The organism is Microbacterium invictum, assembly GCF_014197265.1.
GTDB lineage: Bacteria > Actinomycetota > Actinomycetes > Actinomycetales > Microbacteriaceae > Microbacterium > Microbacterium invictum.
The window spans coordinates 525325-551753 of sequence record NZ_JACIFH010000001.1; the positions used below are offsets into that span (position 1 = coordinate 525325).

Below are 26429 nucleotides of genomic sequence, written 5' to 3' on the forward strand. Positions count from 1 at the left end.
GCTCAGTCCCAGCGGTAGCCCTCGCCGCGCACGGTCACGATGTTCTCGGCGCCGAGCTTCGCGCGCAGGTAGCGCACGTAGACGTCGACCACGTTCGAGCCCGGGTCGAACTCGAGCCCCCACACCCGGCTCAGCAGCATCTCGCGTGTGAGCACTTCGCCGGGGTGACGGAGGAACTGCTCGGCCAGAGCGAACTCCCGCGCCGACAGGTCGACCTCGCGGCCGCTGACGGTGACCCGCCGGGCGAGGATGTCGAGGGTGACCTCGCCGCGCGAGAGCATCACGCCGGCGGCGGGTGCCCGCTCACGCAGGCGTGACCGGACGCGGGCGAGCAGTTCGGCCACGGCGAAGGGCTTGGGCACATAGTCGCTGGCACCGGCGTCGAGGCCCTCGATCGCGTCACGCGTCGAACTGCGGGCGGTGAGCATGATCACGGGGACGGCGCTGCCGGAGGCGCGCAGGTGCCGCAGCACCTCGAATCCGTCCATGCCGGGCAGGCCGACGTCGAGCACGACGAGGTCGACGTCGCCTTCGAGCGCGAGGTCGAGCGCCTGGTGTCCGTCTTCGGCCACGACGGTCTCGAACCCTTCGGAGTGGAGTCCACGCGTGACCAGGGAGACGATGTGGGGTTCGTCGTCGACGACGAGGATGCGGGTCATCCGGTGGCCTCTCGCTGCATGACGACGTCTCCGGCTCGCACCGGCGTGGGAAGATCCGCACGAGTGCCGATGGGGACGTCCAGGGTGAAGGTGGCGCCGCCACCGGGGGTGTCGGCGATCGTGCAGCGACCGCGGTGCGCTTTCGCGATGGCATCCACGATAGCCAGCCCCAGCCCCGACCCGCCCACGACGCGTTTGCCGGGACCGCGGTCGAAGCGCCGGAAGATCCGGTGCCGCATGGCGTGGGGGATGCCGGCGCCGTGGTCGCGCACCCACAGCTGCGCCCCGGCCGCATGGACGGCGCTGCCCAACTCGATCGGGCTGCCCGGCGGTGTGTACTTGGCGGCGTTGTCGGCCAGCTGCAGCCACGCCTGCAGTAGGCGGTCGCCGTCGCCGCGGATCACGACCGGCGCGGTCTGCTCTATGCTCCACGTGTGGCCGGGGATCACCGCCACGAGCTCCGACACCCGCCGGGTGAGCGCGGCGAGGTCGACGTCGCCGATCGAGTACTGGTCGGATTCCACGGCGGCGAGCAGATCGATGTCGCCGATGAGCCGGGTCATGCGGTCGAGTTCGGCGATGCCGAGATCGCGGATCGCCGTCACGTCCTGCGCATCGGTGGGATCCATGACCTCGAGGTGCCCGCGCACGATCGTGATGGGTGTCTTCAGCTCATGCCGGATGTCGTCGAGGAGCCGTCGCTGCGTGTCGAACGCACTCTCCGCGGTGTCGGCGGCACCGGCATCCGGACCCTCGTCATCGGCCACGATCCACACCACCACGCCGAGGACGACCAGCGTGCCGGCGGCCACGGCGCCGTACACGCCGACGGCCGCCCACGGGAGGGGGAGGTCGGTCACCAGGTGCACCACGCCGATGCCCAACGCAGCCACCGCGAAGCCCGCGCCGGCCACGGCCAGGACGAGCCCAGCGGTACGGGTGCGGCGCTGCCGAGGCGCCGAAGTGCGGTTCACACTCTGATTATCAACCAGGGCGGGTCATCGAGAGCAGATCGAGCTTCTCATCGAGCTGTTCGATGCTGATCTCACCGCGCTCGACGTAGCCCAGGTCGATGACCGCTTCGCGCACGGTGATGCCCTTGGCGACCGAGTGCTTGGCGATCTTGGCAGCCGCCTCGTACCCGATGACCTTGTTGAGCGGGGTCACGATCGACGGCGACATGCCCGCGAATGCGGCTGCGCGCTCGAGGTTGGCCTCGAGGCCGTCGACGGTCTTGTCGGCGAGGACCCGCATGGCGTTGGACAGCAGGCGGATCGACTCCAGCAGTGCGGTGCCCATGACGGGGATGGCGACGTTGAGCTCGAACGAGCCGGACGCGCCGGCCCAGGCGACGGTGGCGTCGTTGCCGATCACGCGCGCGGCGACCATGAGGGTGGCCTCGGGCACGACCGGGTTGACCTTGCCGGGCATGATCGACGAACCCGGCTGCAGGTCGGGGATGTGCAGCTCGCCCAGACCTGTGTTGGGGCCGGAGCCCATCCATCGCAGGTCGTTGTTGATCTTGGTCAGCGACACCGCGATCGTGCGCAGCGCGCCGGACGCCTCGACGAGGCCGTCGCGGTTGGCCTGCGCCTCGAAGTGGTCCTTGGCCTCGGTGATGGGCAGCTCGGTCTCGGTCTGAAGCAGCTCGATGACCTTCTGCGGGAAGCCGAGCGGGGTGTTGATGCCGGTGCCGACGGCCGTGCCGCCCAGCGGGACCTCGCCCACGCGGGGGAGGACCGACTGGACGCGCTCGATGCCGAGGCGGATCTGCCGCGCGTAGCCGCCGAACTCCTGACCGAGGGTGACCGGCGTGGCATCCATCAGGTGCGTGCGGCCGGACTTGACGGCGTCCTTCCACAGCTCGGCCTTGGCCTCGAGCGCCACCGCGAGGTGGTCGAGTGCCGGGATGAGGTCGTCGATGAGCGCCTGTGTGACGGCGATGTGCACCGAGGTGGGGAACACGTCATTGGAGGACTGCGACGCGTTCACGTGGTCGTTGGGGTGCACGGCGGCGCCGAGGATGCGGGTCGCGAGGGTCGCGAGCACCTCGTTCATGTTCATGTTCGAGGAGGTGCCCGACCCGGTCTGGTAGGTGTCGACCGGGAACTGGTCGTCGTGACCGCCGGCGGCCACCTCGTCGGCTGCCGCGGCGATCGCGTCGGCGATCGCACCGTCGAGGGTGCCGAGATGCTTGTTGGCCAGCGCCGCCGCCTTCTTGATGCGGGCGAGGGCCGCGATCTGAGTGGACTCGAGGCCCTTGCCCGAAATGGGGAAGTTCTCCACGGCGCGCTGCGTCTGCGCGGAGTAGAGCGCGTCCTTGGGCACCCGCACTTCACCCATGGTGTCGTGTTCGATGCGGTACTCGGCGGTGTCGGTCATGTCGGTCACGTCCTCGTTTCCTCGTGTGTGGTCCAGGTGCCGGCTGCCCGCTGCGGGGTGGCCGGCGCGGTTTCTCAGTCGTCGAGTCCCACGGTCACGTGCGCGACCGCGGTGCCCTCGTCGAGACGGTAGTTGGCGCCGACGATGCCCAGGCGGCCGGCGGCGACGGCATCGCTGATCAGCTTCGACGACTCCAGCAGATCGTCGACCGTGTTGCGCAGGTGCTCGCGACCGACGATCTCCGCGTCGAGCGTGGCCGGGGTCGCACCCGGCGTCGCACGCAGCACGCGCCGCACCGCGGGCACGATCTTCGCGATCAGGCGCCAGATGTGCGGGGGCAGCTCCTCGGCGTCGGGGGCCGTGGAGTCGATCGCCGCGCGCACGGCCCCGCACTCGTCGTGGGCCAGGACGACCACGAGCGACACGTCGAGCATCGCCACCGCGTACTCGAGGCTCGCGATCGCCGAGTCCGAGACGACCTGACCGGCGTTGCGGACGACGAACAGGTCGCCGAGCCCCTTGTCGAAGATGATCTCGGCCGCCAGACGCGAGTCGGAGCACCCGAACAGCACGGCCCGCGGTGTCTGGGTGTGCGCGAGTTCGTGACGTCGTTCGACATCCTGACGGGGGTGCCGGGGGTCACCGGCGACGAATCGCGCGTTGCCGCGGCTCATCTCGTCCCACGCCTTGAGCGGTGTCGGGCGTTCGGTCACTGGTTCTCCTCGCGCAGTTCGCGGATCTGGTCAGCGACGCCGGCGGCGGCCGTCGCGGCGGTGTCGGCCGGGGCCGAGCCGTAGATGACGATCGTGTCGGATCCGGCGGGGGTCGCGATGGCGTACGAGACGTTGTCGTCGGATGCCGTGACGGTGAACTCATCCCATTCGATGCCGTCGATGGTCACCGTCCCCGTGGGGGTCGCGCCGCCGAGCAGCCGCGATGCCGCGGGCGCATCGGCGGCGATGAGCTGCGCGACCCGGATGAACTCGGGTTCCTCTGACGGTGCGTAGACGACGCGCCACATGGCGCCTTCCATGCGCGCGGAGTTCGCCCGCCATGAGTCCGGAACCTCGGGGATGAGCAGTTCGGTGCCGGTCGACCCGGCAGCGGCCTGCGCCGATGCGGCGACGTCGATCTCGCCCTGTTCGTCGTACGCGCCGCGCGGAACGCCGAGCACGACGATCAGGACGACTGCCAGGGTGACCAGCAGCGCCACGAGCAGGTTGCGCATCGTCTGGCTCGACCGGTACGCGTGCGACGAGGCGGCCTTGCGGGCCGCGGTCTCATCCGGAGTCTCGGGTCGTCCCAGTTCGGCGACGACGCGGGGTGATGATGCCATCACGACTCCGAGTCGGCGGTGCGGGCCGCGTCGAGCCGCTGTTTCGCGCCGAGCAGCCACTGCTCGCAGCGGGCGGCGAGGGCCTCGCCGCGCGTCCACAGGGTCAAGGACTGCTCGAGCGTCGGAGCGCCTTGCTCGAGTTCGGCCACGACGCGCACGAGCTCGTCGCGAGCCTGCTCGAACGACAGCTCGGCGACATCGGCAGAAGCGTCGCTGGACATGTCTCCCATCCTAGTTCGACCCCGACGGCGCCGATGTCGTGGCGTCGCCCTCGGCGACGGCACCCTCGGAGCGGGCGGCGAAGGAGCCCTGGGCCACGGTGACCACCAACGCCGTGCCGGCCGGCGCCTGCACGGCGTCTCGCACGATCACCCCGTCGTCGATGTGGGCGATCGCGTAGCCGCGCGCCAGGGTGGCGCCGGGCGAGAGGGCGCGCAGCGATGCGCGCAGCTCTGCGGCGGTGAGAGACGCGGCATCCACGCTCCGGCGCACGATCTCGCGGCCCCGCGAGCTGAGCGTCCAGACCTCCTGGGCTCGCCCGGTGAGCAGCGTCTCGGGGTCGCGCAGGACGGGGCGCGAACGCAGTTGCTCGAGCTGGGCGATGTCGTGGGCCACGCGCTGGGTGAGCCGGGTGCGTGCCCGGCTGCGCAGCTGCTGGACGAGGGCGCGCTGTTCGGAGACGTCGGGCACGACCTTCTTGGCCGCATCGGTGGGGGTGGAGGCCCGCAGATCCGCGACATCGTCGAGAATCGGGTGATCGTTCTCGTGGCCGATGGCCGAGACGATGGGGGTGGATGCCGCGGCGACGGCCCGCAGCAGCTTCTCGTCGCTGAACCCGAGCAGGGTCTGCGGGTCGCCCCCGCCGCGGGCGATGATGATGACGTCGATCTCGGGATCGGCGTCGAGGGTGCGCAGGGCCGCCAGGGTCTCGGGCACGCAGCGATCGCCCTGGACGGCGGCGTGGATCGTGCGGAACCGCACCTGGGGCCAGCGCAGCTCGGCGTTGCGGTGCACGTCCTTCTCGGCGTCGCTGCGCTCACCGGTGATGAGGCCGATGACGTGGGGGAGGAACGGGATCGGCTTCTTGCGTGCGGGGTCGAAGAGGCCCTCGCCGCGCAGCTGCGCGCGGAGGCGCTCAAGCCGCTCCAGCTGGTCACCCAGTCCGACATGCCGCATGTCCGAGACGGTGAAGCTGAACGAGCCGGTCTTGACGTAGTACTCGGTCTTCACGCACGCGACCACCCTGTCGCCGATCTTCAGGTCGGCGGGCAGCCGCCGCAGGGTCGACGACCACAGCTGGAACGAGAGCGTCGCGTCGCCGCTGGTGTCTTTCAGACGGCCGAACACGTTGCCGCCGCGCAGGTTCCACGCGGTGATCTCGCCTTCGACCCAGATGGCCCCCCACTTCTGGATGAAACCCCGGATGGTCTCGTTCAGACGTGACACCGAGGTCGGCGTTTCGAGCGACGAATCGCGCGGGCTCACCGAGTCGGGCGGCGGCGTCTGACCGGCGGCGGTCTGAAACGTCGTCATCTGATCCTCTCGGCGCGGCTGTCTGCGGCCCGCTCACAGCGGCGGCTCCGTAGACTCGGGGTGTGAGCACCTCTGTCGTCCGTCTGCCCTCGCCCCGCGTCCCGGCTGCGCGCGGGCGGCTCCAGGATACCCCGGTGTCCGGACACAAGAAGGTGCTGCTGGCCTCGCCCCGTGGCTACTGCGCCGGTGTCGACCGGGCCGTGATCGCGGTCGAGAAGGCCCTCGAGCGGTTCGGTGCGCCCGTCTACGTCCGCAAGCAGATCGTGCACAACATCCACGTCGTCACCGAGCTCGAAGCGCAGGGGGCGATCTTCGTCGACGAGGTCGACGAGGTGCCCACCGGTGCGCACGTCGTCTTCAGCGCGCACGGAGTGTCGCCGGCCGTGGTCAGCGCCGCATCCGATCGCGGACTCAATGCCATCGACGCGACCTGCCCGCTCGTGACCAAGGTGCACCGCGAAGCCGTGCGCTTCGCGCGTGATGACTTCGAGATCCTCCTCATCGGCCACGACGGACACGAAGAGGTCGAAGGCACGGCGGGCGAGGCGCCCGATCACGTGACGGTCGTGAACTCGCCGGACGAGGCCGACACCGTCGTGGTCAAGGACCCGTCCAAGGTGGTCTGGCTGTCGCAGACCACGCTCTCGGTCGACGAGACCATGGAGACGGTGCGCCGTCTGCGCGAGCGCTTCCCGCAGCTGCAGGACCCGCCGTCCGATGACATCTGCTACGCGACGCAGAATCGTCAGGTCGCCATCAAGAAGGTCGCCGCCGACGCTGATCTGGTGATCGTCGTCGGCTCGGCCAACTCGTCGAACAGCGTGCGGCTGGTTGAAGTGGCCCTCGAGCACGGCGCGAAGGCCGCCTATCGCGTCGACTATGCGGACGAGATCGAGCAGTCCTGGCTCGATGGGGTGGAGACGGTGGGCGTGACCTCAGGTGCCTCGGTGCCGGAGGTGCTCGTGCAGGAGGTGCTCGATGCGCTGTCCGGTGCCGGTTTCCGCGACGTCGAGCAGGTGCGCACGGCGGAGGAGGACCTCATGTTCTCGCTGCCGAAGGAACTGCGTGACGGCCGGGCGCTGGGTGGGCGGAGCCGGGCGTGAGCACGCCGGATGAGCCGCGACCGGCGCCGCAGTACGGGGAGTATGCGACGCCCGAAGAGCAGCGCGCGCGCATCCAGCAGCCCGACCCGGCACTGACGTCGTCTCCGGCAGCCGCACCGGTCGAGCCACCCTATGCACCGCATCCGCCGCACGCGCGGCCCACGACGGACGCCGCCCAGCCCTCGCGTGCTGCCGACCGGATCATCACGTTCGCGCTGCTGGCCTACGGCCTGGTCACCGTGATCACAGCCGTTCCGCAGATGCTCGACTTCACCGGTTTCGCGCAGACGTGGATGGAGGTCGCCGGTGTCGACGCCGAGTTCACCAACCACGAGGCCGGCATCCTGTGGGGCCGGATCGGTGCGCTGATCTTCGCCGGCGGCTGGCTGGCGACCGCGCTGCTGTCGTGGCGCTCGGTGCGCCGTCGCCGGCTGTCGTGGTGGATCCCACTGGTCGGCGCGATCGTGACCTTCATCGCCGCCAGCTTCTGCCTGGTCGTGCCGCTGCTGGGCGATCCCGGGATCGCCCAGCACTTCTCGACGCTGGGCTGAGGTCAGGCTCAGGCGCTGATCGAGTGGCCTGCTGAGCCGAGCTGCTGCGTTGCCTCGACGACGCGGGCGGCCATGGCCGATTCGGCGATCTTGCCCCAGGCGCGCGGGTCGTAGGCCTTTTTGCTGCCCACTTCACCGTCGACCTTGAGGACGCCGTCGTAGTTCTGGAACATGAAGCCGGCGACCGAGCGGGTGAACGCGTACTGCGTGTCGGTGTCGATGTTCATCTTGATGACGCCGTTCGCGACGGCGAGGGCGATCTCCTCGGGCGTGGAGCCGCTGCCGCCGTGGAAGACGAGGTCGAGCGGCTTGGCATCCGTGCCGAACTTCGCGGCGATGCCGGCCTGGATCTCACCGAGCAGCTCGGGACGGAGCTTGACGTTGCCGGGCTTGTACACGCCGTGCACGTTGCCGAACGTGAGCGCCGCGATCCAGCGGCCCTGGTCACCGAGGCCGAGCGCCTCGACCGCCTGGGCGACGTCGGCGGTCGTCGTGTAGAGCGCGTCGTTCGAGCCCTCGTGCTTGACGCCGTCCTCCTCGCCGCCGACGACGCCGATCTCGACTTCGAGAATCGCGTTGATGGCCTTGATGCGAGGGAGCAGGTCCTTTGCGATCTCGATGTTCTCTGCGAGCGGCACGGCCGAGCCGTCCCACATGTGCGACTGGAAGATCGGCTCGCGTCCGGCCTTGACCTCTTCTTCGCTGGCCGCGACCAGCGGCAGGACGAAGTCTTCGAGCGCGGGCTTGGGGCAGTGGTCGGTGTGCAGCGCAACGGTGATCGGGTAGTTCTTGGCGACCTCGGTGGCGAACTTCGCGAACGCGATCGCGCCCTGGGCGCGGCCCTTCACGGTGTGACCGGCGAAGTAGTCGGCGCCGCCGGTGGTGACCTGGATGATGCCGTCGGAGCCGGCTTCGGCGAGACCCTGAAGAACGGCGTTGATCGACTGCGAGCTGGCGGCGTTGATCGCCGGGAACGCATAGCCACCTGCCTTCGCGCGGTCCAGCATTTCGGCGTACTGGTCGGGTGTGGCGACGGGCATGTCAGCTCCTTGGGTGGCGTCGGGGAATGCACCGTCAGCCTATCGAAGCCGGTCGGCCGCGGCGACGGCCACATGGGCGGCACGATTCGGGGGCGTCTTCCGCCCGTGAAAGAATCACGATTCCTTCGTCGCGCAGCGACGGAAATGCCGCGCGCGGCGAGGGACCGGGACCTAGGCTGACCAGCATGGTGAGTTTGACCGCAGACATGAGCCCGCTCCACCCCGACCGCAACCTGGCACTGGAGCTGGTGAGGGCCACCGAGGCGGCAGCGATCCGCTCCGTGCCGTTCATCGGCCGCGGCAAGAAAGAGCTCGCCGACGGCGCGGCGGTCGACGCGATGCGCGCGTTCCTCACGACCGTCAACTTCGACGGGGTGATCGTGATCGGCGAGGGTGAGAAGGACAACGCCCCGATGCTCTTCAACGGCGAGCGGGTCGGCACCGGTCGCGGACCGCAGTGCGACATCGCGGTCGATCCCATCGACGGAACCACGCTGACGGCCGAGGGCCGCAACAACGCGCTGTCGGTGCTGGCGGTCTCCGAGCGCGGCACGATGCTTGACGCGTCGGCGGTGTTCTACATGGACAAGCTCGTCACCGGTCCTGCCGGGGTGGGCGTCGTCGACATCCGCCTGCCGGTCGGTGAGAACATCCGCCGGCTTGCGAAAACGCTCGACAAACCGGTGGACGAGATGGTCGTGTCCGTACTCAACCGCCCCCGTCACGCCCGTCTGATCGAGGAGATCCGCGAGTCGGGCGCCGGCACGCGCCTCATGAGCGACGGCGACGTGGCCGGCGGCATCAACGCGGCCCGCTACAACGCTCGCACCGACATGTGCATCGGCATCGGCGGCAGCCCGGAGGGGATCGTGACAGCCTGTGCCATCAAGGCGCTGGGAGGCCACATCCAGGGCCGGCTGTGGGCGCGCGACGACGACGAGAAGCAGCGCGGCATCGATGCCGGTCTGAAGCTCGACGACCACGTGTACGAAGCCGACGAGCTGGTCACCGGCAGCAACACGATCTTCGTGGCCACCGGCGTCACCAACGGCGAACTGGTCAGCGGAGTGCGCCGTTCGGGGCCGGACTACCTCATCACCGAGAGTGTCGTGCTGCGCGGCGTGTCGGGCACTCTGCGGCGGATCACCTCGGAGCACCTGACCTCGAAGTGGCTGTGATCCGGACCGTCTGAGTTCCCGCGGGGCCGGACACGCCCGTGATGTGATCGAGACGTGCCGATGCGCGTCGGCCCCTGTTCTCTCAGGATGCCTCTGGCACAATGGTCCTTGGCATCACCGACGGCATAGTGTCGTCGTGAGCCACCGGGAGAACCCATGACCGCAGCGTCGAGCACCCCGCAGACCGGGCAGATCGCCGTACCCGTCGACCCCGCACGCAGGCCCGACGTCCTGCTGCGCCGACGTGCGCCCGAGGGACATCAGGTCAACGCATGGTGGATGATCGGCGCCTTCGCCGGGGTGTCACTGCTCGTGGTCGGTCTCATGAACTTCTTCCCCGGCGGCTGAGACGCTTTCGTCTGACCTCTCCTGACCGTTCAGCGGTCACTGTCCAGCCGCTGCCGCAGGTCTCCGACATCGGCGGTCAGCGCCTCGGTCTCGGTGAACTCGACTGCCGTCAGCCGCTTCGGCGTCTTGTCGACGCCGGCCGGCGCGGCCACGGCATCGAGCTTCGTCTCGTCGATCCCCGGGAACTTGCGGGCTGTCACGAGCACGCGTGACTCGAGCGACCCGGCGAACCGGTTGTAGCTGTCGACGGTGCGCTCGATCGCTCTGCGCAGGTCGTCGGCGTGGCCGGCGAGGGCGCCCAGCCGGTGGTACAGCTCATTGCCCAGGTCGAACAATGTGCGGGCCTCGTCGGAGACGTCCTGCTGGGTCCACGTGTAGGCGACCGTCTTCAGCACGGCCCAGAGGTTCACGGGCGAGGCGAGGGCCACGCGGCGGCTGAACGCGTAGTCGAGCAGCGACGGGTCCTCTTCGAGCGCGGCCGCCAGCAGCGATTCGCTGGGGATGAAGCAGACCACGAACTCCGGACTCGAGGTGAGGCCGGCCCAATAGGTCTTCTTCGCGAGCGCGTCGACGTGCGCGCGCACGGCCTTCACATGCTTCTCCAGCAGTGTCTTGCGGCGCGCGCCCTCGTCGCCCTGCGCCGTCACAGGGATGGCGCTCGCCTCGAGATAAGCGTCGAGGGGCACTTTCGCATCGACCGCGAGGGCCTTGTCGCCGGGCAGGCGCACGACCAGGTCGGGCCGGCCTGCCCCGGCGTCGGAGGTGATGGATGCCTGGGTCTCGAAGTCGACGTAGCGGGTGAGCCCCGCCGATTCCACGATGCGCCGGAGCTGGGTCTCGCCCCAGACGCCGCGGGCGGAGTTCGAGCGCAGCGCGCCGGCGAGCGACTCGGTCGTCGCACGCAGCGCCTCATCGGACTGCTGCGCACGCCGGAGCTGCTCGGCCAGTGTGCCGTACTGGGTCTGGCGTTCGCGTTCGAGCTCATCGACCTTGAGCTGCATGTGCTGCAGCGTCTCTTGCACCGGCGCGAGGGCCCGCAGCACCAGCTGCTCGCGACGCTCGCGCTCGTCACGCGCGGCCTGGTCGGCGCGAGCCTGCGCCCCGAGGTCGCGGTGCAGCGCGCGCTGCTGCTCGAGCTGTGCGGTCAGTGCCTCATGCGTGGCCGCGGCCGCGGCGACCCGGGCGGCGAGCGTGGCGTGCTCGGTGGCCGCACGCACGGTGGCACGAGCCGAGCCGGCGAACCAGCCTGCGAGAACGCCTGCGAGAAGGCACGCGACGGTCACGACGGTGGCGAGGAGAGGATCCATATGGCCAGGATGCCGGGAACCCCCGACATCGGGGCCGCAACCCTCAGGCGGTGACGGCGGTGGGAGCGGCGATCTGCGGGACGCGCACCCCAAGAAGCATCGCCAGCTCGACGACGTCCTGCGCGCCTGCGCGGCGGGCCGCATCGACCATGATGTGCGCGCAGGCGAGGGCGTCGGCGGCGGCGTCGTGGTGGGCGAAGTCGAGGAATCCGGCGGCCGCGGCGACCAGCGGCAGGCGGTACGAGGCCAGTTCGTAGCTGCGGCGGGCGACCTGCAGGCTGCACACGTAGCTGTACGGCGGGCAGTCCTGGCTCGTGGCCTCGCACGCGCTCTGCAGCACGCGCATGTCGAACCCGGCGTTGTGTGCGACGAGGGTGTCGTCGCCGATGAAGTCGGTCAGGGTGGGCAGCTGCTCCGCCCAGGTGGGGGCGCCGGCGACGTCGTCCGCGTGAATCCCGTGGATGCCGATGTTCAGCTCGAAGAACCGGTCGTGTCCGGCGGGCGGCTGGATGAGCCAGCCGGTCTGGGCAACGACGTGTCCGTCGCGCACGCGGGTCAGGCCCACCGCGCACGCCGACGCGCTGGAGGAGTTCGCCGTCTCGAAGTCGATCGCGGTGAAGTCCAGGGGCACGGCCCAAGCCTCACACCGGCTGACCCCGGTGCAGGTAGGGCGCGCCGCTGGGCCGCGATGCAGTCGCACCACGGCGCCGCGTAGGGTCGGTGGTATGGCGACGGAGCGCGAGATGTCCATGTCCTTCGGTCGCGCGGCCGACCTCTACGAACAGGGCCGACCGGACTACCCGCCCGAGGCCGTCGCCTGGATGCTCGAGCCCGTGCGTCGGCCCGGGCACGCCGTGCGCGCAGCCGATGTCGGCGCGGGAACCGGAAAGCTCACCCGTGCCCTGGTGGATGCCGGTGCCGAGACCGTTGCGGTCGACCCTGACGCCGCCATGCTCGCCACGCTGCGAGCGAACGTCGCCGGCGTGCCCACCTTCGTCGGCACCGCCGAGCGGCTGCCTCTGCCCGACGCGGCGCTCGACGCCGTCGTGCTCGGCCAGGCGTGGCACTGGGTCGATCATGCGGCTGCATCCGGGGAGGTCGGGCGCGTGCTTAGGGCGGGCGGCGTGCTCGGCACGGTCTGGAATATCCGCGATGCGTCGGTGCCGTGGATCGTGCGGCTGACCGAGATCATGCACGGCAGCAACGCCGAGCGCATGATGCGCGCCGGCGATCCGCCGCTGTCGTCACCGTTCGCGGGGTGGGAGTCGCGCACCTGGACGTGGGCGCGCCCGGTGGACCGCGCGGTGCTGACGGCGATGGTCCACTCGCGCAGCTACCTGATCACCGCGGGCGATGCGGAGCGCGCCCGCGTCGACGCCGAGATCGCCGATCTGTTCGACGAGATCGGTGCGGTCGGCGAAGCCCTCGTCGCCCTCCCGTACGTGACGAAGGCGTTCCGGGTGCTGCGGCCCTAGCATCGCTCATGCGAAAACTCATGGTCTGCAACTTCGTCACGGTCGACGGCAGGTACGAGGACGACGATGTCGCCGAGTGGCCCCACACCCGCATCGTGCGGATCGCCGATGCCTGCGACGAGGTGCGCGGGGTGGGCGGCGGGTAAGACGACCGCGATGGCCGCCACGTAGACTCGATGCCCGTGGCTCTCACTATCGGCATCGTCGGCCTGCCCAACGTCGGCAAGTCCACCCTGTTCAACGCCCTGACCAAGAATCAGGTGCTCGCGGCGAACTATCCGTTCGCGACGATCGAGCCGAACATCGGGGTGGTGAACCTGCCCGATCCACGGCTGAACACCCTCGCCGGCATCTTCGGCTCGGAGCGGATCCTGCCCGCCGCAGTCTCGTTCGTCGACATCGCCGGCATCGTCCGCGGGGCGAGCGAAGGGGAGGGGCTCGGCAACAAGTTCCTCGCGAACATCCGTGAAGCGGATGCCATCGCGCAGGTCGTCCGCGGCTTCGCCGACGACGATGTGGTGCACGTCGAAGGTGCGGTCAATCCGCAGAACGACCTGGAGACCATCAACGCCGAGCTGCAGCTCGCTGACCTCGAGACGGTCGAGAGGGCGATCGCGCGGTACGAGAAGGAGGTGCGCGGCCGCAAGCTCGACCCTTCGGTGCTCGCCGCGGCGGTTGAGGCGAAGGACGCACTGGAGCGCGGCGTGCTGCTGTCGGCGTCGGGTGTCGACCTCGAACCCCTCAGGGAACTGGGGCTGTTGACGGCCAAGCCGTTCATCTTCGTGTTCAACGTCGACGAAGCGGTGTTGACGGATGCCGCGCGCAAGGCCGAACTGGAAGCACTCGTCGCCCCGGCGAAGGCCGTCTTCCTCGATGCGAAGATCGAGTCGGAGCTCATCGACCTCGACCCGGAGGACGCGGCGGAGCTGCTGGCATCCACCGGGCAGGACGAGTCGGGTCTCGATCAGCTCGCCCGCATCGGATTCGACACCCTCGGACTGCAGACATACCTCACGGCCGGGCCGAAAGAGGCGCGCGCCTGGACGATCGGCAAGGGGTGGAAGGCGCCGCAGGCGGCCGGGGTGATCCACACCGACTTCGAGAAGGGCTTCATCAAAGCTGAGGTCATCTCATTCGACGACCTGGTGGAGCTCGGCTCGGTCGCCGAGGCTCGCGCGAAGGGCAAGGCGCGCCTGGAGGGCAAGGACTACGTCATGCAGGACGGCGACGTGGTGGAGTTCAGGTTCAATGTCTGAATCGAGGTTCGATGTCTGATCGGATGCCGCCGTGCCCTGAGTGCGCGAGCGAGTACGCCTATGAGTCCGGTGCGCTGCTGATGTGCCCGATGTGCGGTCACGAGTGGGCACCGGGCACGGAGGGGGCGGCTGCCGAACCCGAACACGTCGTGAAGGATGCGGTAGGCAATGTCCTCAGCGATGGCGACACGGTCACCATCGTGAAAGACCTCAAGGTCAAGGGCGGAGGTGGCGGCGTCGTCAAGGTCGGCACGAAGATTCGCGGCATCCGGTTGATCTCCGACGGCGTCGGCGATCATGACATCGACGCGAAGGTGCCCGGGTTCGGTCAGATGCAGCTGAAGTCGAGTGTGGTGAAGAAGGTCATCTGATCGGCCCGCCTGCGCACGTGCCGCACACACGGATCTGACAGCAGGCGACGTCGCAAGGCTTCGCCGATTGTTCGACGCCGAGTACCATCAGGGTTTCGGGGAGTGGGACCCGGACTTGCCATATGGCTATGCTCCGCATGACCTCCATGTCATCGCTCGGCAAGAGGACGAGGTTGTCGGCCATGTCGGCTGGGCGCGACGCGCTATAGGTGTCGGCCGTCGCGAGCTTGCTATTGCAGGCGTGGGCGGAGTGTTGATCTCGGACCATGCGCGACGCAGGCGACTGGGCGAGCGTCTGATGAGCCGTGTGGCAGGGGCGCATCGACGCGGATCAGGGTCTGTTGCCCAGCCGCGACGAGCGTCCGCTGCCCGCCGTTGTGGGCGTAGACATCGAGTCGGCAGATCGTGAGTGTGCGCCCGGGCTTGATCACCGTGCCGATGGCCTCCAGCTCGTCGCCGATCGCGGGAGCCAACAGATTGATCTTGTATTCCACGGTGAGGACCTCCGAGGCTGGGTCCATCAGTGTGAGGGCCGCGTAGCCCCCGGCGCTGTCGGCGATGGTGCTCGTGGCCCCGCCATGGAATAGCCCGTGCTGCTGGGTCACGGCGTTGCTCATCGGCAGATGGATGTGCACCTCTCCTGGCGCCGTGTGCCCGAGCCGAGCGCCGAGTGTGCTCATGAGGCCCTGTTTGGCGAAGCTCACGGCAATGTGGGTGTGGTCGCTCTCGTGAGGGGGGTCATGTTTCAAGAGCTCCTCCTTCCGCAGTGATGGTTCAGATCGTCGCGTGGTGAGAGACGACGGTCTTCATGATCAGCGTCGCTGTCAGTCGCTGGACACCGGGCAGCTGGCTCAGCTGTTGGTCGTAAAGCTCTTGGTAGTGCTGTTTCGAGTTCGCGGCGATGTAGAGCTGATAGTCGGGCTCGCCGAACAGCCGATGTGCCTGCACGATGTTCGGGATGGCGGCAACGGCGCCTTCGAACGACGCGACCGCAGAGGCATCCCCGGCCTTCATCGTCACGAAGACAAGCGCCTCGAACGGCAGCCCGAGAAGGTCCAGGTCGAGGTCGACGCTGAACCCGCGGATCACCCCGGAGGCCTCCAGATCGCGGAAACGGCGGTGGCAAGCGGACAGGCTCAGCCCGACTTTCGAGGCTACCTCCGTCATCGTCGCCCGCCCATCCCGCTGGAGGAGCGAGAGGATCTCCCGGTCAAGTGCGTCCATGAGAGAGAGTCTCCCCAGTTCATTGCCAGGATGCAAGTAGGAGTGAAGCACATTGCGTAGAAGGATGAATAATATTGCCCCACGGCGGTGAGAGGAAGTACCGATGGAAGCCGGGCTGGTGGTCGCGTTCTGGGGCGTGTCGATGCTGTTCGTCGTCACCCCCGGCGTGGACTGGGCATACGCGATCGCCTCGGGAACGAAGCACCGGACAGGTGTACTCCCAGCCGTGTCGGGAATGCTTGCCGGGCACCTGGCGGCCACGCTCGTCGTCGCGGCCGGTGTTGCCGCACTCCTGGCCGCATCCGGTGTCGCGATGACCGTTCTCACCGTTGCCGGAGCCGTCTACCTCGTCTGGCTGGGCGTCGGCGCACTGCGGCATCACGCGGCTCCAGATCTTGCTGGCGAGCCCGGTGTAGCGGGGAACGGGACGCTGTTCGCCAAAGGCATCGGCATCAGCGTGCTCAACCCGAAGGTCTTCCTGCTGTTCCTCGCCCTGCTCCCGCAGTTCGCCTCAGAGCGTGCCGGGTGGTCCGTCGGTGCGCAGATGGCCATGCTCGGCGGCGTTCACGTCGCCAACTGCGCGATCGTCTACTTCGCCGTCGGCTACGGGGCCGCCGCAGTGCTCACGACGCGCCCGAAGGCGGCGAAGATCGTCGGTATCGTCTCGGGTGTCGTCATGATCGGTCTCGGCATCGCGCTTGTCGCGGAGAAGGTTCTCAGCAGCATCCACTGATCGCGGGGACGGGCCTCGCACCGGGTACCAGGTGCCGATCGTCGACACCGTCCTCAGGTATGGGGCCGCTGACGCTGAGTCGTGAGGTCAGGCCGGGTACCCCTGGTTGCGCAGGCTGCGCGCGAGGTGGACGGCGCCGGAGACCGCGGTGGACATCGCCGAGCTGACGGCTTCGGGCGTGGCATCCAGATCCTTGTAATCGGTCGTCTGCATGGCTTCACCGTTCCAGTACACGCATCCCTGCGCGGGGATCGTGAAGCCGACGTCGTTGAGCGCCTGAAAGAGGATGCCCACGATGTGGTGTGCGCCGTCTTCATTGCCCACGACGCCGACCAGCGCCACCTTGTCGAACAGGATGGGCCTGCCCTCGTCATCGGTCTCGCTCAGCTCCGCGTCGAGACGCTCGAGCACCCGCTGCGCAATGCTCGACGGCTGGCCCATCCAGGTCGGCGTGACGAACACCAGGATGTCGGCGTCGAGCACCTTCTGCCGAAGCGCGGGCCATTCGTCGCCCTCGCCCATATCGGCCTCGACACCGGCCAGGATCTCATGGTCGACGGCGCGGGCGCTCCCTCCCTCGACCCCGAGCTTGCTGAGTTCTTCGCCGATCTGGCGGCCGAGCAGCTCGGAGCTGGACTCCGCGGGAGAGGACTTCAGTGAACAGGAGATGGTGAATGCGGTGATGTCTGCGTCCATGGGAGACGTGTCTAGCAGCGGGTCCGGCACGCCGACGAGGGCATTCCCTCCGTGGCGTCAATGCGGTAAGGCGCACCGCACGACGGCTGCGCGCCTGTGCGGGTCGCCGGTTCGCACATCGCGCACGGCACCGTCAACCCCCTGGGGCCACCCCATCGTGCGGCATTACGGTGAGCCACCGCGTTGATACCAGACGAGTTGAAACCAGACGAGAGGACATCCCATGTGCCCCGACGACCCGCGCACGAAGCACCCCGAGGGCGGCTTTCCCGATCAGGAGCAGACGCAGCCCGGCTTGACGACCGAGACCGAGCCCACGCCCGACCATGGTGAGGACTCCTACCGCGGGTCGGACCGCCTCGCGGGCCGGCGTGCGCTCATCACCGGCGGTGACTCGGGCATCGGGCGCGCTGTGGCGATCGCGTTCGCCCGTGAGGGCGCAGACGTGGCGATCACCCATCTGCCCGAAGAAGCCGAAGATGCCGCCGACACGTTGGCGCTCGTCGACGCGGAGAACCACCGCAGCCTCGACCTCTCGGGCGACCTGCGCGACGAGGACTTCGCCGACCGCATCGTCTCCGACACCGTCGAGGCGTTCGGTGGACTCGACGTCGTCGTTCTCAACGCCGCCTACCAGCGCGACCGGGACGGACTCGAGAACCTCGAGACGAGCGAACTCGACCGGGTCATGCGCACGAACCTCTACAGCCTGCTGTTCACCGCACGGGCCGCCGTTCCGCATCTCGAGCCGGGCGCATCGATCATCGTCACCTCGTCGATCCAGGCCTTCCAGCCGTCACCGGGACTGATCGACTATGCCATGACGAAGGCCGCGCAGGTCGCGTTCGTCCGCGCTCTGGCGGAGGAGCTAGGGCCGAAGGGCGTGCGCGTGAACGCGGTGGCGCCCGGACCCATCTGGACGCCGCTGATCCCCGGCACCGGCTGGGATGCCGAGCGCATCGCGACGTTCGGCACCGACACCCCCCTCGGGCGTCCAGGGCAGCCCGCGGAGCTGGCCGGCGCGTACGTGTACCTGGCATCGGCGGCGGCCTCGTACGTCTCCGGGGCTGTGCTGCCGGTCACCGGTGGCAAGGGGCTGTAGGCCGTGGGCCGGCGGGGGCGGGGAACCGTCGTCGGCGTCCTCGTGCTCGCGCTCGCCGGGTGCGCGGTGCCGGTCGACCCCGACGGCACCCTCGAGCGCATCGGCACGGGGATCGTGCGTGTCGGCGCCTCGCCCAGCGGTTCGCTGGTCGTCATCGACGACGGCGACGTCTCTGGCGAGCTCGCCGATCTCGTCACCGGTTTCGCGAGCGCGCGCGGCGCGAGCGTGGAGTGGACAGTCGGCAGCGAAGAGGAACTGGTCACCGCCCTCGAAGACGGCCTGCTCGACCTCGCGATCGGGGGCATGACCGACAGCACGCCCTGGATCGACCGGGCATCGGCGACACGGGGCTACTCCGGCATCCGCGGTGCCGGTGACGCGGCGGTGGTCGTTCTGCTGCCCTTGGGGGAGAACGGCACCCAGGCGGCGCTGGAGCACTACCTCGATGAAGCGGTCGCACCGTGAAGACGCTCGGCCGCACCGACCTTCCCGACGAACAGCAGCGTGCGCTGCGCAGCGCCGTGCGGTGGGAGTGGTTCACCATCGGCTACACGGTGGTCACCATCGCACTGATCGCGCTCGTGGTCGGCGGGTCGCAGGCGATGAAGACCGCGTGGATCGAGGACATGCTGTCGCTCATTCCGCAGATCTCGTTCCTGGTGGCTCTTCTGCTCATCCGTCGTGGCCCGACCCGGGCGTTCCCGTATGGGCTGCATCGCGCGATGGGAGTCGGGCACCTCGTCGCCGGTGTCGCGCTCCTCGCAGTCGGCGGGAGCCTCGCGGTCGAGTCCCTCAGCGGACTCCTGCGCGCAGAGCACCCGGCGATCGGAACGGTGCGCGTGTTCGGGCAGACGGTGTGGCTGGGCTGGTTCATGGTCGCGGTCATGTCGGTCACCGTGATCGGCCCGTTCTTCTACGGCCACGCGAAGGCCAAGCTCGCGCCGCTGCTGCACAACAAAGTGCTGTTCGCGGATGCCGATATGGCAAAGGCGGACTGGACGACCACCGTGGCATCGATCGTCGGCGTCCTCGGCGTCGGGATCGGGTGGTGGTGGCTGGACGGCGCGGCCGCCCTGTTCATCTCGGTCGGCATCGTGTGGGACGGGTGGAAGAACTCTCGCGCCGCCGTGCTCGACCTCATCGACCAGCGTGCCCGCACCGAGGACGACGCCGAACCTCAGCCGCTCATCGCGCAGATCGTCCGGGCACTCGATACGCAGCCGTGGGTGCGCGAGTCGGCGGTGCGCATGCGCGACATGGGGCAGGTCTTCCATGTCGAGGCGTTCGTCGTGCCGGTGCGCCGCACCGTGTCCGTCGCGCAGGTGGAAGCTGCACGCGAGGGCATTGCGCGGATGGACTGGAAGATGCAGGACGTCGTGGTCATCGTGGTGCCGAAGCTGCCGGACGAAGCCGAGCGCTGAGCGGGGCGTCGACGGGGCATGGCAATCTGGTGCCATGCCCGAGTCTCCCGAAGTGCAGGCGCTCGCCGAGTTCCTCGACGAGCACGCACGCGCACGCAGCATCGAAGCCGTCGAACTCGACGAGTTCCGGGCCCTGAAGACGCGCGGGCGGTCACTGAGCGAACTGGCCGGGGCGACGATCACCGGCATCCGTCGCCGCGGCAAGCATCTCGATGTGGCGACCGGCGCGGCTCACCTCGTCATCAGCCTCGGGCGCGCCGGCTGGGCGCGCTGGAACGGCGAAGTCGCACCCGGCGAGGCCCCCGTCCTGGCGCGGATCCCGCTGGCCGGGGCGCTGATCGAGCTGACGGATGCCGGGCAGTGGCTCTCGCTGGGGCTCTTCGTCGTCGATGACGCCGCCGAGGTGCCCGCGATCGCGAAGCTGGGGCCCGATCCCGCATCGCCGGACTTCACCCGCGAGCAGTTCGACTCCGCGGTGGTCGGGCGGCGGAAACAGCTCAAGGCGCTGCTGCAGGAGCAGGAGACCTTCGCCGGTGTGGGCAACGCCTACTCGGATGAGATCCTGCACGTCGCGCGGCTGTCGCCGGTCGCGCACGCCGCCGCGCTGGACGACGGCGAGCGGAACCGGCTCTTCGCCGCGCTCACCACGGTGCTGCGCGATGCCGTCCATGCGCGCCGCGGCATCCCGCCCCACGAACTCAAGGCGGCGAAAGTCGCGGCGATGCGCGTCCATGGACGTGGGGGACAGGCCTGCCCCGTCTGCGGCGGCACGATCCTGGATCACGGGACCGGGCAGTACTGCCCGACCTGCCAGACCGGCGGAGAGCAGCTCGCATGAGGGCCGGGCAGCAGCGCTTGTTGGCGAAGATCGGCCGGATCCTCATGTCCGAGGAGTCGATCTACGGGCTCATCCTCATCTCGGGCATGATCGTCGTGAGCAACTCGCTCACCGGCACCTCGGTCACCGCGCTGGTCACGGTGGTCGTGACCGTCGTCGTCTTCTTCGCCGCGCACGTCTACGCCGGCACCATCGCCGGCATCGCGAGGGAGCGCACCCGCGGTGACGTCAGCCGGAGTTTCTCCGCCGCGTTCCACCACTCGGAAGGGATGCTGCTCGTCTCGATCGCACCTCTCGCGGTGCTGCTTCTCGGGGTGACCCGCATCGTCGACGACGACGTGGCGATCTGGACGGCGCTGCTGGTCGACACGGTCATCCTCGGCGCACTGGGCTGGTTCGCCGTCGCGCGCTGGAACCCGCGGTTCTGGCCGCGAATGGCCAGCGCGCTGGTCACGGCGGCCTTCGGCGCGGTGCTCGCCGGGCTCAAAGCGCTGATCCACTGAGGTCCGCACCGGAATCTTCGGGCGCCGACGCCGGCCGACTGGACGCGGGGTGGCAGCCGACGTCGCCAGAGAATCAGGCGTCGGCGTACCGTATGACGACGCGGCCCTCGATCCGGCCCTGCTCCATGCGCTCGAAGATGTCGTTGATGTCGTCGAGCGTCTCGACGGATGACACCGTCGGGTGGATGAGACCCCGGGCATAGAAGTCGAGCGCCTCGACCATGTCCTGCCGGGTGCCGACGATCGATCCGCGGATCGTGATCCGATTCAGCACGGTGGAGAAGATATCGGCGGGGAAGGTTCCCGGGGGAAGGCCTACGAACACGACCGTCCCGCGCCGCCGGCACATGCCGGTGGCCTGCCCGAACGCCTCCGGGTGCACGGCGGTGACCAGCACGCCGTGCGCGCCGCCGGTCTGCTCCTGGATCGCCGCGACCGGATCGACGGTCGCCGCGTTGACCGCGACTTCGGCGCCGTGGCGGCGCGCGAGTTCGAGCTTCTCGTCGTCGATGTCGACCGCGGCGACGCGCATGCCCATCGCGACCGCGTACTGCACCGCGACATGCCCGAGACCGCCGATGCCCGAGATGACGACCCATTCACCCGGCCTCACTTCGGTCTCCTTGAGTCCCTTGTACACGGTGATGCCGGCGCAGAGTATCGGCGCGACCTCGACGGGGTCTGAGCCGGCGGGGATCCGCGCGGCGTAGCGCTCGTCGACGAGCATGTACTCGCCGAAGCTGCCGTCGACGCCGTAGCCGCCGTTCTTCTGGTCGGGGCACAGCGTCTCCCACCCGCTGCGGCAGTACTCGCACACGCCGCACGCGCTCCACAGCCACGCGTTGCCGACCTTGTCGCCGATCGCGAGCTCGGTCACGTCCGCGCCGACGGCGACGACCTCGCCGTAGCCTTCGTGGCCAGGGATCAAGTCGGCTTTCGGGGGCACCGGCCAGTCGCCGCGCGCGGCGTGCAGGTCAGTGTGGCAGACGCCGCTGGTGATCACACGCACCAGGGCTTCGCGGGGACCGGGAGCGGGGATCGGCACATCGGTGACCCGCAGTGGTCTATCGGGCGCGACCACCACGGCCGCGCGCATGACGCCTTCTCGGACGGCTCCTTGATCGACGGTGCTCGGCACCTCACTCATGGTGCTCATCTCCTTCTTCGTCAGTGGATGTGTTTCATGACAAAGATACTCCGGTGTGGTCCGACCACACAGGAACACTGTGGGAATGTACAAACGCGCCCGCTGCGCTCACGGGCGCCTACGATGGAGCGATGACCACCTCGAACCTTCCCGCGCCCGCACCGCAGCCGCTGACCACCGCCGCCGACGACAAGAACCTGCTCACCGTCGTCGAGGACGGCGCCTCCTGCTGCGGCGGCACGAGCTGCTGCGGGAGCTGACGCCCGGACTCACCGATCGGCGACGCCCGGCCCATGATGGGCACGGACGTCGCCGATTTTCAGTGACCGACCGGGAGTTCCGGCAGCTCGTCGGCGGGCTTGCGGATCAGGAAGGCGCCGATCAGCAGCGGCAGTGACACGATGGCCGCCAGCAGGAACGCGGCGTGCACGCCCGCGGCTCCCGCTTCGGCCTCGGGCAGGCCCGCGGCCAGCTGCGTGGCCTCGACCGACGACATGACCGTGATCATGATCGCGATGCCCGCAGCGCCGGCCACCTGCTGCAGCGTTCCGACGACCGCCGAGCCGTACGAGTAGAACTTCGGGGTCAGCGACGCCAGTGACGCGGTGAACAGCGGCGTGAACGAGAGCGCGAGACCCAGCGACAGGATCGTCTGTGCGACCACGACGACCCATAGCGGGGTCGTGGCGGTGAAGGTCGTGTAGAACCACAGCATGCCGATCGCGATGACCGAGCCCGGCACGAGCAGCACCCGAGTGCCACGCGCGTCGTAGATGCGACCGATCACCGGTCCGGCGAGGCCCATCAGCACCGATCCGGGAAGAACCGCGAGACCCGTCTGCAGCGGCGAGATGCCGAGCACGTCCTGCATGTACAGCGGCAGGATCGTGATCGTGCCGAAGAACGACATCGACAGCAGCGCCATCTGCCCCACCGACAGCGAGAAGTTCGCGCTGCGGAACACGCGCAGGTCGAGCAGGGCGTCGTCGATCTTCTGCAGCTCCAGCTGCCGCCAGATGAACAGGCCCAGGGCGATGACGCCGACGCTGAGCGACACGATCAGTGAGACGGTCGACAGGCTCTGCGCCGCGGCATCCGCAGCCGAAGAGCCGGTCGTCTCCGCGCCGCCGATCTGGCTCAGTCCGTAGACCAGCCCGCCGAAACCGAACGCCGACAGGATGATCGAGAGCACATCGATGGGGGCTCGGGTCGTCTCGCCGAGGTTATGGATCCAGCGGGCGCCCATCGCCAGGGCGATCAGGGCGATCGGCAGGACGATGGCGAAGATCCAGCGCCAGTTGAGCGTGTCGAGCAGGAATCCCGACAGCGACGGACCGATCGCCGGCGCCAGCGACATCACGATCGAGACGCGGCCCATCATGCGGCCGCGCGAGTGCGCCGGGACGATCGTCATGAGGGTCGTCATCAGCAGCGGCATCATGATCGCGGTGCCGGATGCCTGCACGACGCGTGCGACCAGCAGGACTTCGAAACCCGGCGCGAGCAGGGCGATCAGGGTGCCCGCCGAGAACAGGCTCATCGCCGTGATGAAGATCTGGCGCGTGGTGAAGCGGCGGAGCAGGAACCCGGTGATCGGAATGACCACGGCCATGGTCAGCATGAACGCGGTCGTCAGCCACTGCGCGGCGAGGTAGGTGATGCCGAGGTCGTCGACCAGATGCGGGATCGCGACGCCCATCGTCGTCTCGTTGAGGATCGCCACGAACGCTGCGGCCAGCAGCAGCCAGATGATCCGGGATGCGCCGGGCGGCAGCGCGTGCGGGTCGGCGGCGACCGGGACGCTGCCGGTGCTGGGGTGGGTGTCTGTGGAGGACAAGAGGAGCTCCTGGGATCAAGGGGCGCGAGATGCCGTGCATGAGGCCGACCGCGGGCATGAGCATCGGACGGCAAGCGAAGAGAATAACCGGTGCGGCGGACACCGCATTCCCAGAGAGGCGACGAATCCGGAAATCCGTCCCCGGTGACGGCTACTCGGCCGAGTTCCAGTCTTCCGAGCCGATCGAATCGGTCGGTTCGGGCGTCGGCTCGCGGTCGATGAGATCTGCCGGCGTGGGGTTGACCAGCTCTTCCTCGGGGATCGACTTCAGCTCGTCGATCTCTTCTCGAAGCGCGTCCAGGTCGGTGTGCTGCGGCTTCGGCCCGTCGGATGAGGTCATGACGGACAGCCTATCGATCCGCGACCCATCCCGAAACGGTGAAGCGGCCCGATGAGCCCCGCGTGGGAGCGCGTGGTCATAGGCTGACGAAGATGAGCATGCGTGGGGGTGGTGGCCGAGGCGGTTCCGGCATCGGGACCGCCGATGCCAAAGCGCAGCGCCGCCTGAATGCCGAAGCGCCCCAGGTCGCCCATCTGGGGCGCCGCGTGGTCGCACTGTTCCGCCCCTACCGCGGGCGCATCATCGTCACCGGCCTGCTGGTGATCATCGGCGCGGCCGTCGCCGTCGTGCCACCCCTCCTCGTCCAGCGGGTGTTCGACGATGCACTCTTCCCCGTCGACGGGTCGGCGCCCGACCTGCCGCTGCTGGTGCGCCTCGTGCTCGCCATGATCGGGCTGTTCCTGCTCTCGGCGGTGCTGGGCGTCGCGCAGACGTGGCTGACCGCCACCGTCGGCAATCGGGTCACCGGCGACCTGCGGGTCAGACTGTTCGACCATCTGCAGCGCATGGACCTGGGCTTTTTCACCCGCACCAAGACCGGCGTCATCCAGTCCCGGCTGCAGAACGACGTCGGCGCCGTCGCCGGGGTGCTCACCAACACGGTGACGAGCATCCTCGGCAACGTCGTCACCGTCATCTCCGCTCTGGTCGCGATGATCCTCATCGACTGGCGCCTGACGATCGTCGCCGTCATCCTCATGCCGTTCCTCGTGTTCGTGCAGCGCCGCGTAGGCCAGGTGCGGGCGCGCATCGCCGGGCAGACCCAGGAGTCCCTCTCCGAGCTGACCTCGATCACGCAGGAGACGCTGTCGGTCTCCGGCATCCTGCTGTCGAAGTCGTTCAATCGCCAGCGCGCCGAGTCCGCCCGCTACGGCGACGAGAACGTCAACCAGATCCACCTGCAGGTGCGGCGGGCGATGAGCGGTCAGGGGTTCTTCGCCGTCGTGCAGGTCCTGATGTCGTCGGTGCCGGCGATCATCTACCTGGTTGCGGGCTATCTCGTCTCCGGTGGCGACACCGCCATTACGGCCGGTACCGTCGTCGCGTTCACCACCGTGCAGGCGCGGCTGCTGATGCCGCTCATGGGCCTCATGCGCGTCGCGCTGGATCTGCAGACCTCGGCGGCCATCTTCGCCCGCATCTTCGAGTACCTCGATCTCACGCCCGCGATCGCGGACGCGCCTGATGCGCAGACGGTGGCCGAGGCCCCGGGCCCGGTCGGGCGCATCGAATTCCGCGATGTCGTCTTCAGATATCCCGACGCCGGTCCCGATGCCCGACCGACCCTCGACGGCGTCTCGTTCGTCGCCGAACCCGGCCAGCACGTCGCCTTCGTCGGACCCTCCGGTGCGGGCAAGACCACCGTGCTGTACCTCGCGCCGCGGCTCTACGAGGCGACCGGGGGAGCAGTGCTGTTCGCGGGCGCCGATGTCCGCGACCTCACGATGGAGTCGATCATCGACCACGTGGGCATCGTGTCGCAGGAGACGTATCTGTTCCATGCGACGATCCGCGAGAATCTGCGCTACGCCCGGCCGGAGGCGACGGATGCCGAGGTCGAGGCCGCGTGTGTCGCCGCGAACATCCACCATGTCATCGCCGGATTCGAGCGCGGCTACGACACCGTCGTGGGAGAGCGCGGCTACCGGCTGTCGGGTGGTGAGAAGCAGCGCATCGCGATCGCGCGGGTGTTGCTCAAGGACCCGCCGGTGCTGCTGCTCGATGAGGCCACGAGCGCCCTGGACACCGTGTCGGAGCGCGTCGTGCAGGAGGCCCTGGAGGCGGCATCGCGCGGGCGGACGACGCTCTCGATCGCGCATCGGCTCTCGACGGTCGTGGGTGCCGATGCGATCCACGTCGTCGAGGACGGCCGCATCGTCGAGTCGGGCACCCACGCCGAGCTGCTCGCCCGCGACGGCCTCTACGCCGAGCTGGCCGTCCAGCAGCTGGCCTCGTCGCACATCGCGGGCCTCGCGCACACGCCGCCGGCGCTTGCCGATCGGCGGGCGGACCGTGCGCCCGACGACGCGGCGCACTGACGCGGCTGCG

The 26429-nt window shown here is 68.9% G+C and carries 32 protein-coding genes and 1 pseudogene; 17 read left to right on the forward strand and 16 right to left on the reverse strand.

Annotation, left to right across the window (positions count from 1 at the left end; genetic code table 11):
• Nucleotides 1-2: 2 nt before the first annotated feature.
• The 7 genes from BKA10_RS02535 to xseA form a co-directional block, all read right to left on the reverse strand.
• Nucleotides 3-659: a response regulator transcription factor gene (locus BKA10_RS02535; RefSeq protein ID WP_183498456.1), complete on the reverse strand. Its 657-nt coding sequence runs from the start codon at nt 657-659 to the stop codon at nt 3-5.
• Nucleotides 656-1633: a sensor histidine kinase gene (locus BKA10_RS02540; protein ID WP_248199050.1), complete on the reverse strand. Its 978-nt coding sequence runs from the start codon at nt 1631-1633 to the stop codon at nt 656-658. Before BKA10_RS02540 ends, BKA10_RS02535 begins: the two co-directional genes overlap by 4 nt.
• A 10-nt stretch (nt 1634-1643) precedes the next feature.
• Nucleotides 1644-3041 carry a class II fumarate hydratase gene (locus BKA10_RS02545; protein WP_183501023.1) on the reverse strand — a complete coding sequence of 466 codons (1398 nt, stop codon included), beginning with the start codon at nt 3039-3041 and terminating at the stop codon, nt 1644-1646.
• A 74-nt stretch (nt 3042-3115) separates the two neighbouring features.
• Entirely contained in the window at nt 3116-3715 is a 600-nt protein-coding gene (locus BKA10_RS02550) for a carbonic anhydrase (protein WP_183501024.1), read from the reverse strand.
• A 35-nt stretch (nt 3716-3750) separates the two neighbouring features.
• Nucleotides 3751-4377, reverse strand: a complete 627-nt coding sequence (locus tag BKA10_RS02555) for a DUF4245 family protein (protein WP_183498457.1) — start codon at nt 4375-4377, stop codon at nt 3751-3753.
• Nucleotides 4377-4598, reverse strand: coding sequence for an exodeoxyribonuclease VII small subunit (locus BKA10_RS02560; RefSeq protein ID WP_183498458.1), 222 nt, complete (start codon nt 4596-4598; stop codon nt 4377-4379). Before BKA10_RS02560 ends, BKA10_RS02555 begins: the two co-directional genes overlap by 1 nt.
• A gap of 10 nt (nt 4599-4608) precedes the next feature.
• A complete protein-coding gene (gene xseA, locus BKA10_RS02565; protein WP_183498459.1) occupies nt 4609-5910 on the reverse strand; it encodes an exodeoxyribonuclease VII large subunit in 1302 nt (433 codons plus the stop codon).
• 134 nt (nt 5911-6044) lie between these two features.
• Between xseA and BKA10_RS02570 the strand changes: the two genes are divergently transcribed.
• Together BKA10_RS02570 and BKA10_RS02575 are read left to right on the forward strand one after the other, a co-directional pair.
• On the forward strand, nt 6045-7013 hold the full coding sequence (locus BKA10_RS02570) for a 4-hydroxy-3-methylbut-2-enyl diphosphate reductase (protein WP_372491436.1): 969 nt from the start codon (nt 6045-6047) through the stop codon (nt 7011-7013).
• A complete protein-coding gene (locus tag BKA10_RS02575) occupies nt 7010-7564 on the forward strand; it encodes a DUF6264 family protein (RefSeq protein WP_183498460.1) in 555 nt (184 codons plus the stop codon). Before BKA10_RS02570 ends, BKA10_RS02575 begins: the two co-directional genes overlap by 4 nt.
• Nucleotides 7565-7572: 8 nt before the next feature.
• Here the strand turns inward: BKA10_RS02575 and fbaA are convergent, their stop codons facing one another.
• Nucleotides 7573-8604: a class II fructose-bisphosphate aldolase gene (gene fbaA / locus BKA10_RS02580; RefSeq protein WP_183498461.1), complete on the reverse strand. Its 1032-nt coding sequence runs from the start codon at nt 8602-8604 to the stop codon at nt 7573-7575.
• A 185-nt stretch (nt 8605-8789) separates the two neighbouring features.
• Here fbaA and glpX point away from each other — a divergent pair, with 185 nt between their 5' ends.
• Both glpX and BKA10_RS02590 read left to right on the forward strand, forming a co-directional pair.
• A complete protein-coding gene (gene glpX, locus BKA10_RS02585) occupies nt 8790-9782 on the forward strand; it encodes a class II fructose-bisphosphatase (RefSeq protein ID WP_183498462.1) in 993 nt (330 codons plus the stop codon).
• A gap of 156 nt (nt 9783-9938) precedes the next feature.
• Nucleotides 9939-10130 carry a UDP-N-acetylmuramyl pentapeptide phosphotransferase gene (locus tag BKA10_RS02590; protein ID WP_183498463.1) on the forward strand — a complete coding sequence of 64 codons (192 nt, stop codon included), beginning with the start codon at nt 9939-9941 and terminating at the stop codon, nt 10128-10130.
• 29 nt (nt 10131-10159) lie between these two features.
• Here BKA10_RS02590 and BKA10_RS02595 read toward each other — a convergent pair whose 3' ends face one another.
• Together BKA10_RS02595 and BKA10_RS02600 are read right to left on the reverse strand one after the other, a co-directional pair.
• Nucleotides 10160-11437 (reverse strand): DNA recombination protein RmuC, encoded by a 1278-nt coding sequence (locus BKA10_RS02595; protein ID WP_183498464.1) that lies wholly within the window; start codon nt 11435-11437, stop codon nt 10160-10162.
• Nucleotides 11438-11480: 43 nt separating this feature from the next.
• A complete protein-coding gene (locus BKA10_RS02600) occupies nt 11481-12068 on the reverse strand; it encodes an exonuclease domain-containing protein (RefSeq protein WP_183498465.1) in 588 nt (195 codons plus the stop codon).
• A gap of 94 nt (nt 12069-12162) precedes the next feature.
• Between BKA10_RS02600 and BKA10_RS02605 the strand changes: the two genes are divergently transcribed.
• From BKA10_RS02605 to BKA10_RS16575, 5 genes and pseudogenes are all read left to right on the forward strand, one after another.
• Nucleotides 12163-12912 (forward strand): class I SAM-dependent methyltransferase, encoded by a 750-nt coding sequence (locus BKA10_RS02605; protein WP_183498466.1) that lies wholly within the window; start codon nt 12163-12165, stop codon nt 12910-12912.
• Nucleotides 12913-12920: 8 nt separating this feature from the next.
• A complete protein-coding gene (locus BKA10_RS02610; RefSeq protein WP_183498467.1) occupies nt 12921-13058 on the forward strand; it encodes a hypothetical protein in 138 nt (45 codons plus the stop codon).
• Nucleotides 13059-13094: 36 nt separating this feature from the next.
• A complete protein-coding gene (gene ychF, locus BKA10_RS02615; protein WP_183498468.1) occupies nt 13095-14168 on the forward strand; it encodes a redox-regulated ATPase YchF in 1074 nt (357 codons plus the stop codon).
• Between the two features lie 11 nt (nt 14169-14179).
• Entirely contained in the window at nt 14180-14539 is a 360-nt protein-coding gene (locus BKA10_RS02620) for a zinc ribbon domain-containing protein YjdM (protein ID WP_183498469.1), read from the forward strand.
• A 115-nt stretch (nt 14540-14654) separates the two neighbouring features.
• Nucleotides 14655-14795, forward strand: a pseudogene (locus BKA10_RS16575) (GNAT family N-acetyltransferase); the annotation flags it as partial.
• Here the strand turns inward: BKA10_RS16575 and BKA10_RS02630 are convergent.
• Together BKA10_RS02630 and BKA10_RS02635 are read right to left on the reverse strand one after the other, a co-directional pair.
• Entirely contained in the window at nt 14770-15243 is a 474-nt protein-coding gene (locus BKA10_RS02630) for a PaaI family thioesterase (RefSeq protein WP_248199046.1), read from the reverse strand. The pseudogene BKA10_RS16575 and the gene BKA10_RS02630 overlap by 26 nt on opposite strands.
• 70 nt (nt 15244-15313) lie before the next feature.
• Nucleotides 15314-15763 (reverse strand): Lrp/AsnC family transcriptional regulator, encoded by a 450-nt coding sequence (locus BKA10_RS02635; RefSeq protein WP_183498470.1) that lies wholly within the window; start codon nt 15761-15763, stop codon nt 15314-15316.
• Between the two features lie 103 nt (nt 15764-15866).
• Between BKA10_RS02635 and BKA10_RS02640 the strand changes: the two genes are divergently transcribed.
• On the forward strand, nt 15867-16496 hold the full coding sequence (locus tag BKA10_RS02640; RefSeq protein ID WP_183498471.1) for a LysE family translocator: 630 nt from the start codon (nt 15867-15869) through the stop codon (nt 16494-16496).
• 87 nt (nt 16497-16583) lie between these two features.
• Here the strand turns inward: BKA10_RS02640 and BKA10_RS02645 are convergent, their stop codons facing one another.
• Nucleotides 16584-17192 (reverse strand): flavodoxin family protein, encoded by a 609-nt coding sequence (locus tag BKA10_RS02645; RefSeq protein WP_183498472.1) that lies wholly within the window; start codon nt 17190-17192, stop codon nt 16584-16586.
• A gap of 223 nt (nt 17193-17415) precedes the next feature.
• Here BKA10_RS02645 and BKA10_RS02650 point away from each other — a divergent pair, with 223 nt between their 5' ends.
• The 5 genes from BKA10_RS02650 to BKA10_RS02670 are packed head-to-tail and all read left to right on the forward strand — an operon-like array spanning nt 17416 to nt 21056.
• Nucleotides 17416-18294, forward strand: a complete 879-nt coding sequence (locus tag BKA10_RS02650; protein WP_183498473.1) for an SDR family oxidoreductase — start codon at nt 17416-17418, stop codon at nt 18292-18294.
• 3 nt (nt 18295-18297) lie between these two features.
• Nucleotides 18298-18759: a transglycosylase SLT domain-containing protein gene (locus BKA10_RS02655; RefSeq protein WP_183498474.1), complete on the forward strand. Its 462-nt coding sequence runs from the start codon at nt 18298-18300 to the stop codon at nt 18757-18759.
• Complete coding sequence (locus BKA10_RS02660) at nt 18756-19715, forward strand: cation diffusion facilitator family transporter (RefSeq protein WP_248199044.1); 960 nt, start codon at nt 18756-18758, stop codon at nt 19713-19715. The genes BKA10_RS02655 and BKA10_RS02660 overlap by 4 nt, the downstream gene beginning before the upstream one ends.
• 34 nt (nt 19716-19749) lie before the next feature.
• Nucleotides 19750-20553, forward strand: coding sequence for a DNA-formamidopyrimidine glycosylase family protein (locus tag BKA10_RS02665; RefSeq protein ID WP_183498475.1), 804 nt, complete (start codon nt 19750-19752; stop codon nt 20551-20553).
• Nucleotides 20550-21056, forward strand: coding sequence for a hypothetical protein (locus BKA10_RS02670; protein WP_183498476.1), 507 nt, complete (start codon nt 20550-20552; stop codon nt 21054-21056). Before BKA10_RS02665 ends, BKA10_RS02670 begins: the two co-directional genes overlap by 4 nt.
• Before the next feature lie 73 nt (nt 21057-21129).
• Here BKA10_RS02670 and adhP read toward each other — a convergent pair whose 3' ends face one another.
• Nucleotides 21130-22152 carry an alcohol dehydrogenase AdhP gene (gene adhP, locus BKA10_RS02675; RefSeq protein WP_183501028.1) on the reverse strand — a complete coding sequence of 341 codons (1023 nt, stop codon included), beginning with the start codon at nt 22150-22152 and terminating at the stop codon, nt 21130-21132.
• A 182-nt stretch (nt 22153-22334) separates the two neighbouring features.
• On the opposite strand from adhP, the gene BKA10_RS16580 reads away from it, so the two are divergent.
• On the forward strand, nt 22335-22463 hold the full coding sequence (locus tag BKA10_RS16580) for a hypothetical protein (RefSeq protein WP_277816563.1): 129 nt from the start codon (nt 22335-22337) through the stop codon (nt 22461-22463).
• Between the two features lie 59 nt (nt 22464-22522).
• Here BKA10_RS16580 and BKA10_RS02680 read toward each other — a convergent pair whose 3' ends face one another.
• Both BKA10_RS02680 and BKA10_RS02685 read right to left on the reverse strand, forming a co-directional pair.
• On the reverse strand, nt 22523-24040 hold the full coding sequence (locus BKA10_RS02680; protein WP_183498477.1) for an MDR family MFS transporter: 1518 nt from the start codon (nt 24038-24040) through the stop codon (nt 22523-22525).
• A gap of 151 nt (nt 24041-24191) precedes the next feature.
• Nucleotides 24192-24380: a hypothetical protein gene (locus tag BKA10_RS02685; protein WP_183498478.1), complete on the reverse strand. Its 189-nt coding sequence runs from the start codon at nt 24378-24380 to the stop codon at nt 24192-24194.
• A 92-nt stretch (nt 24381-24472) separates the two neighbouring features.
• Here BKA10_RS02685 and BKA10_RS02690 point away from each other — a divergent pair, with 92 nt between their 5' ends.
• Nucleotides 24473-26419: an ABC transporter ATP-binding protein gene (locus tag BKA10_RS02690; protein WP_372491420.1), complete on the forward strand. Its 1947-nt coding sequence runs from the start codon at nt 24473-24475 to the stop codon at nt 26417-26419.
• Nucleotides 26420-26429 lie beyond the last annotated feature (10 nt).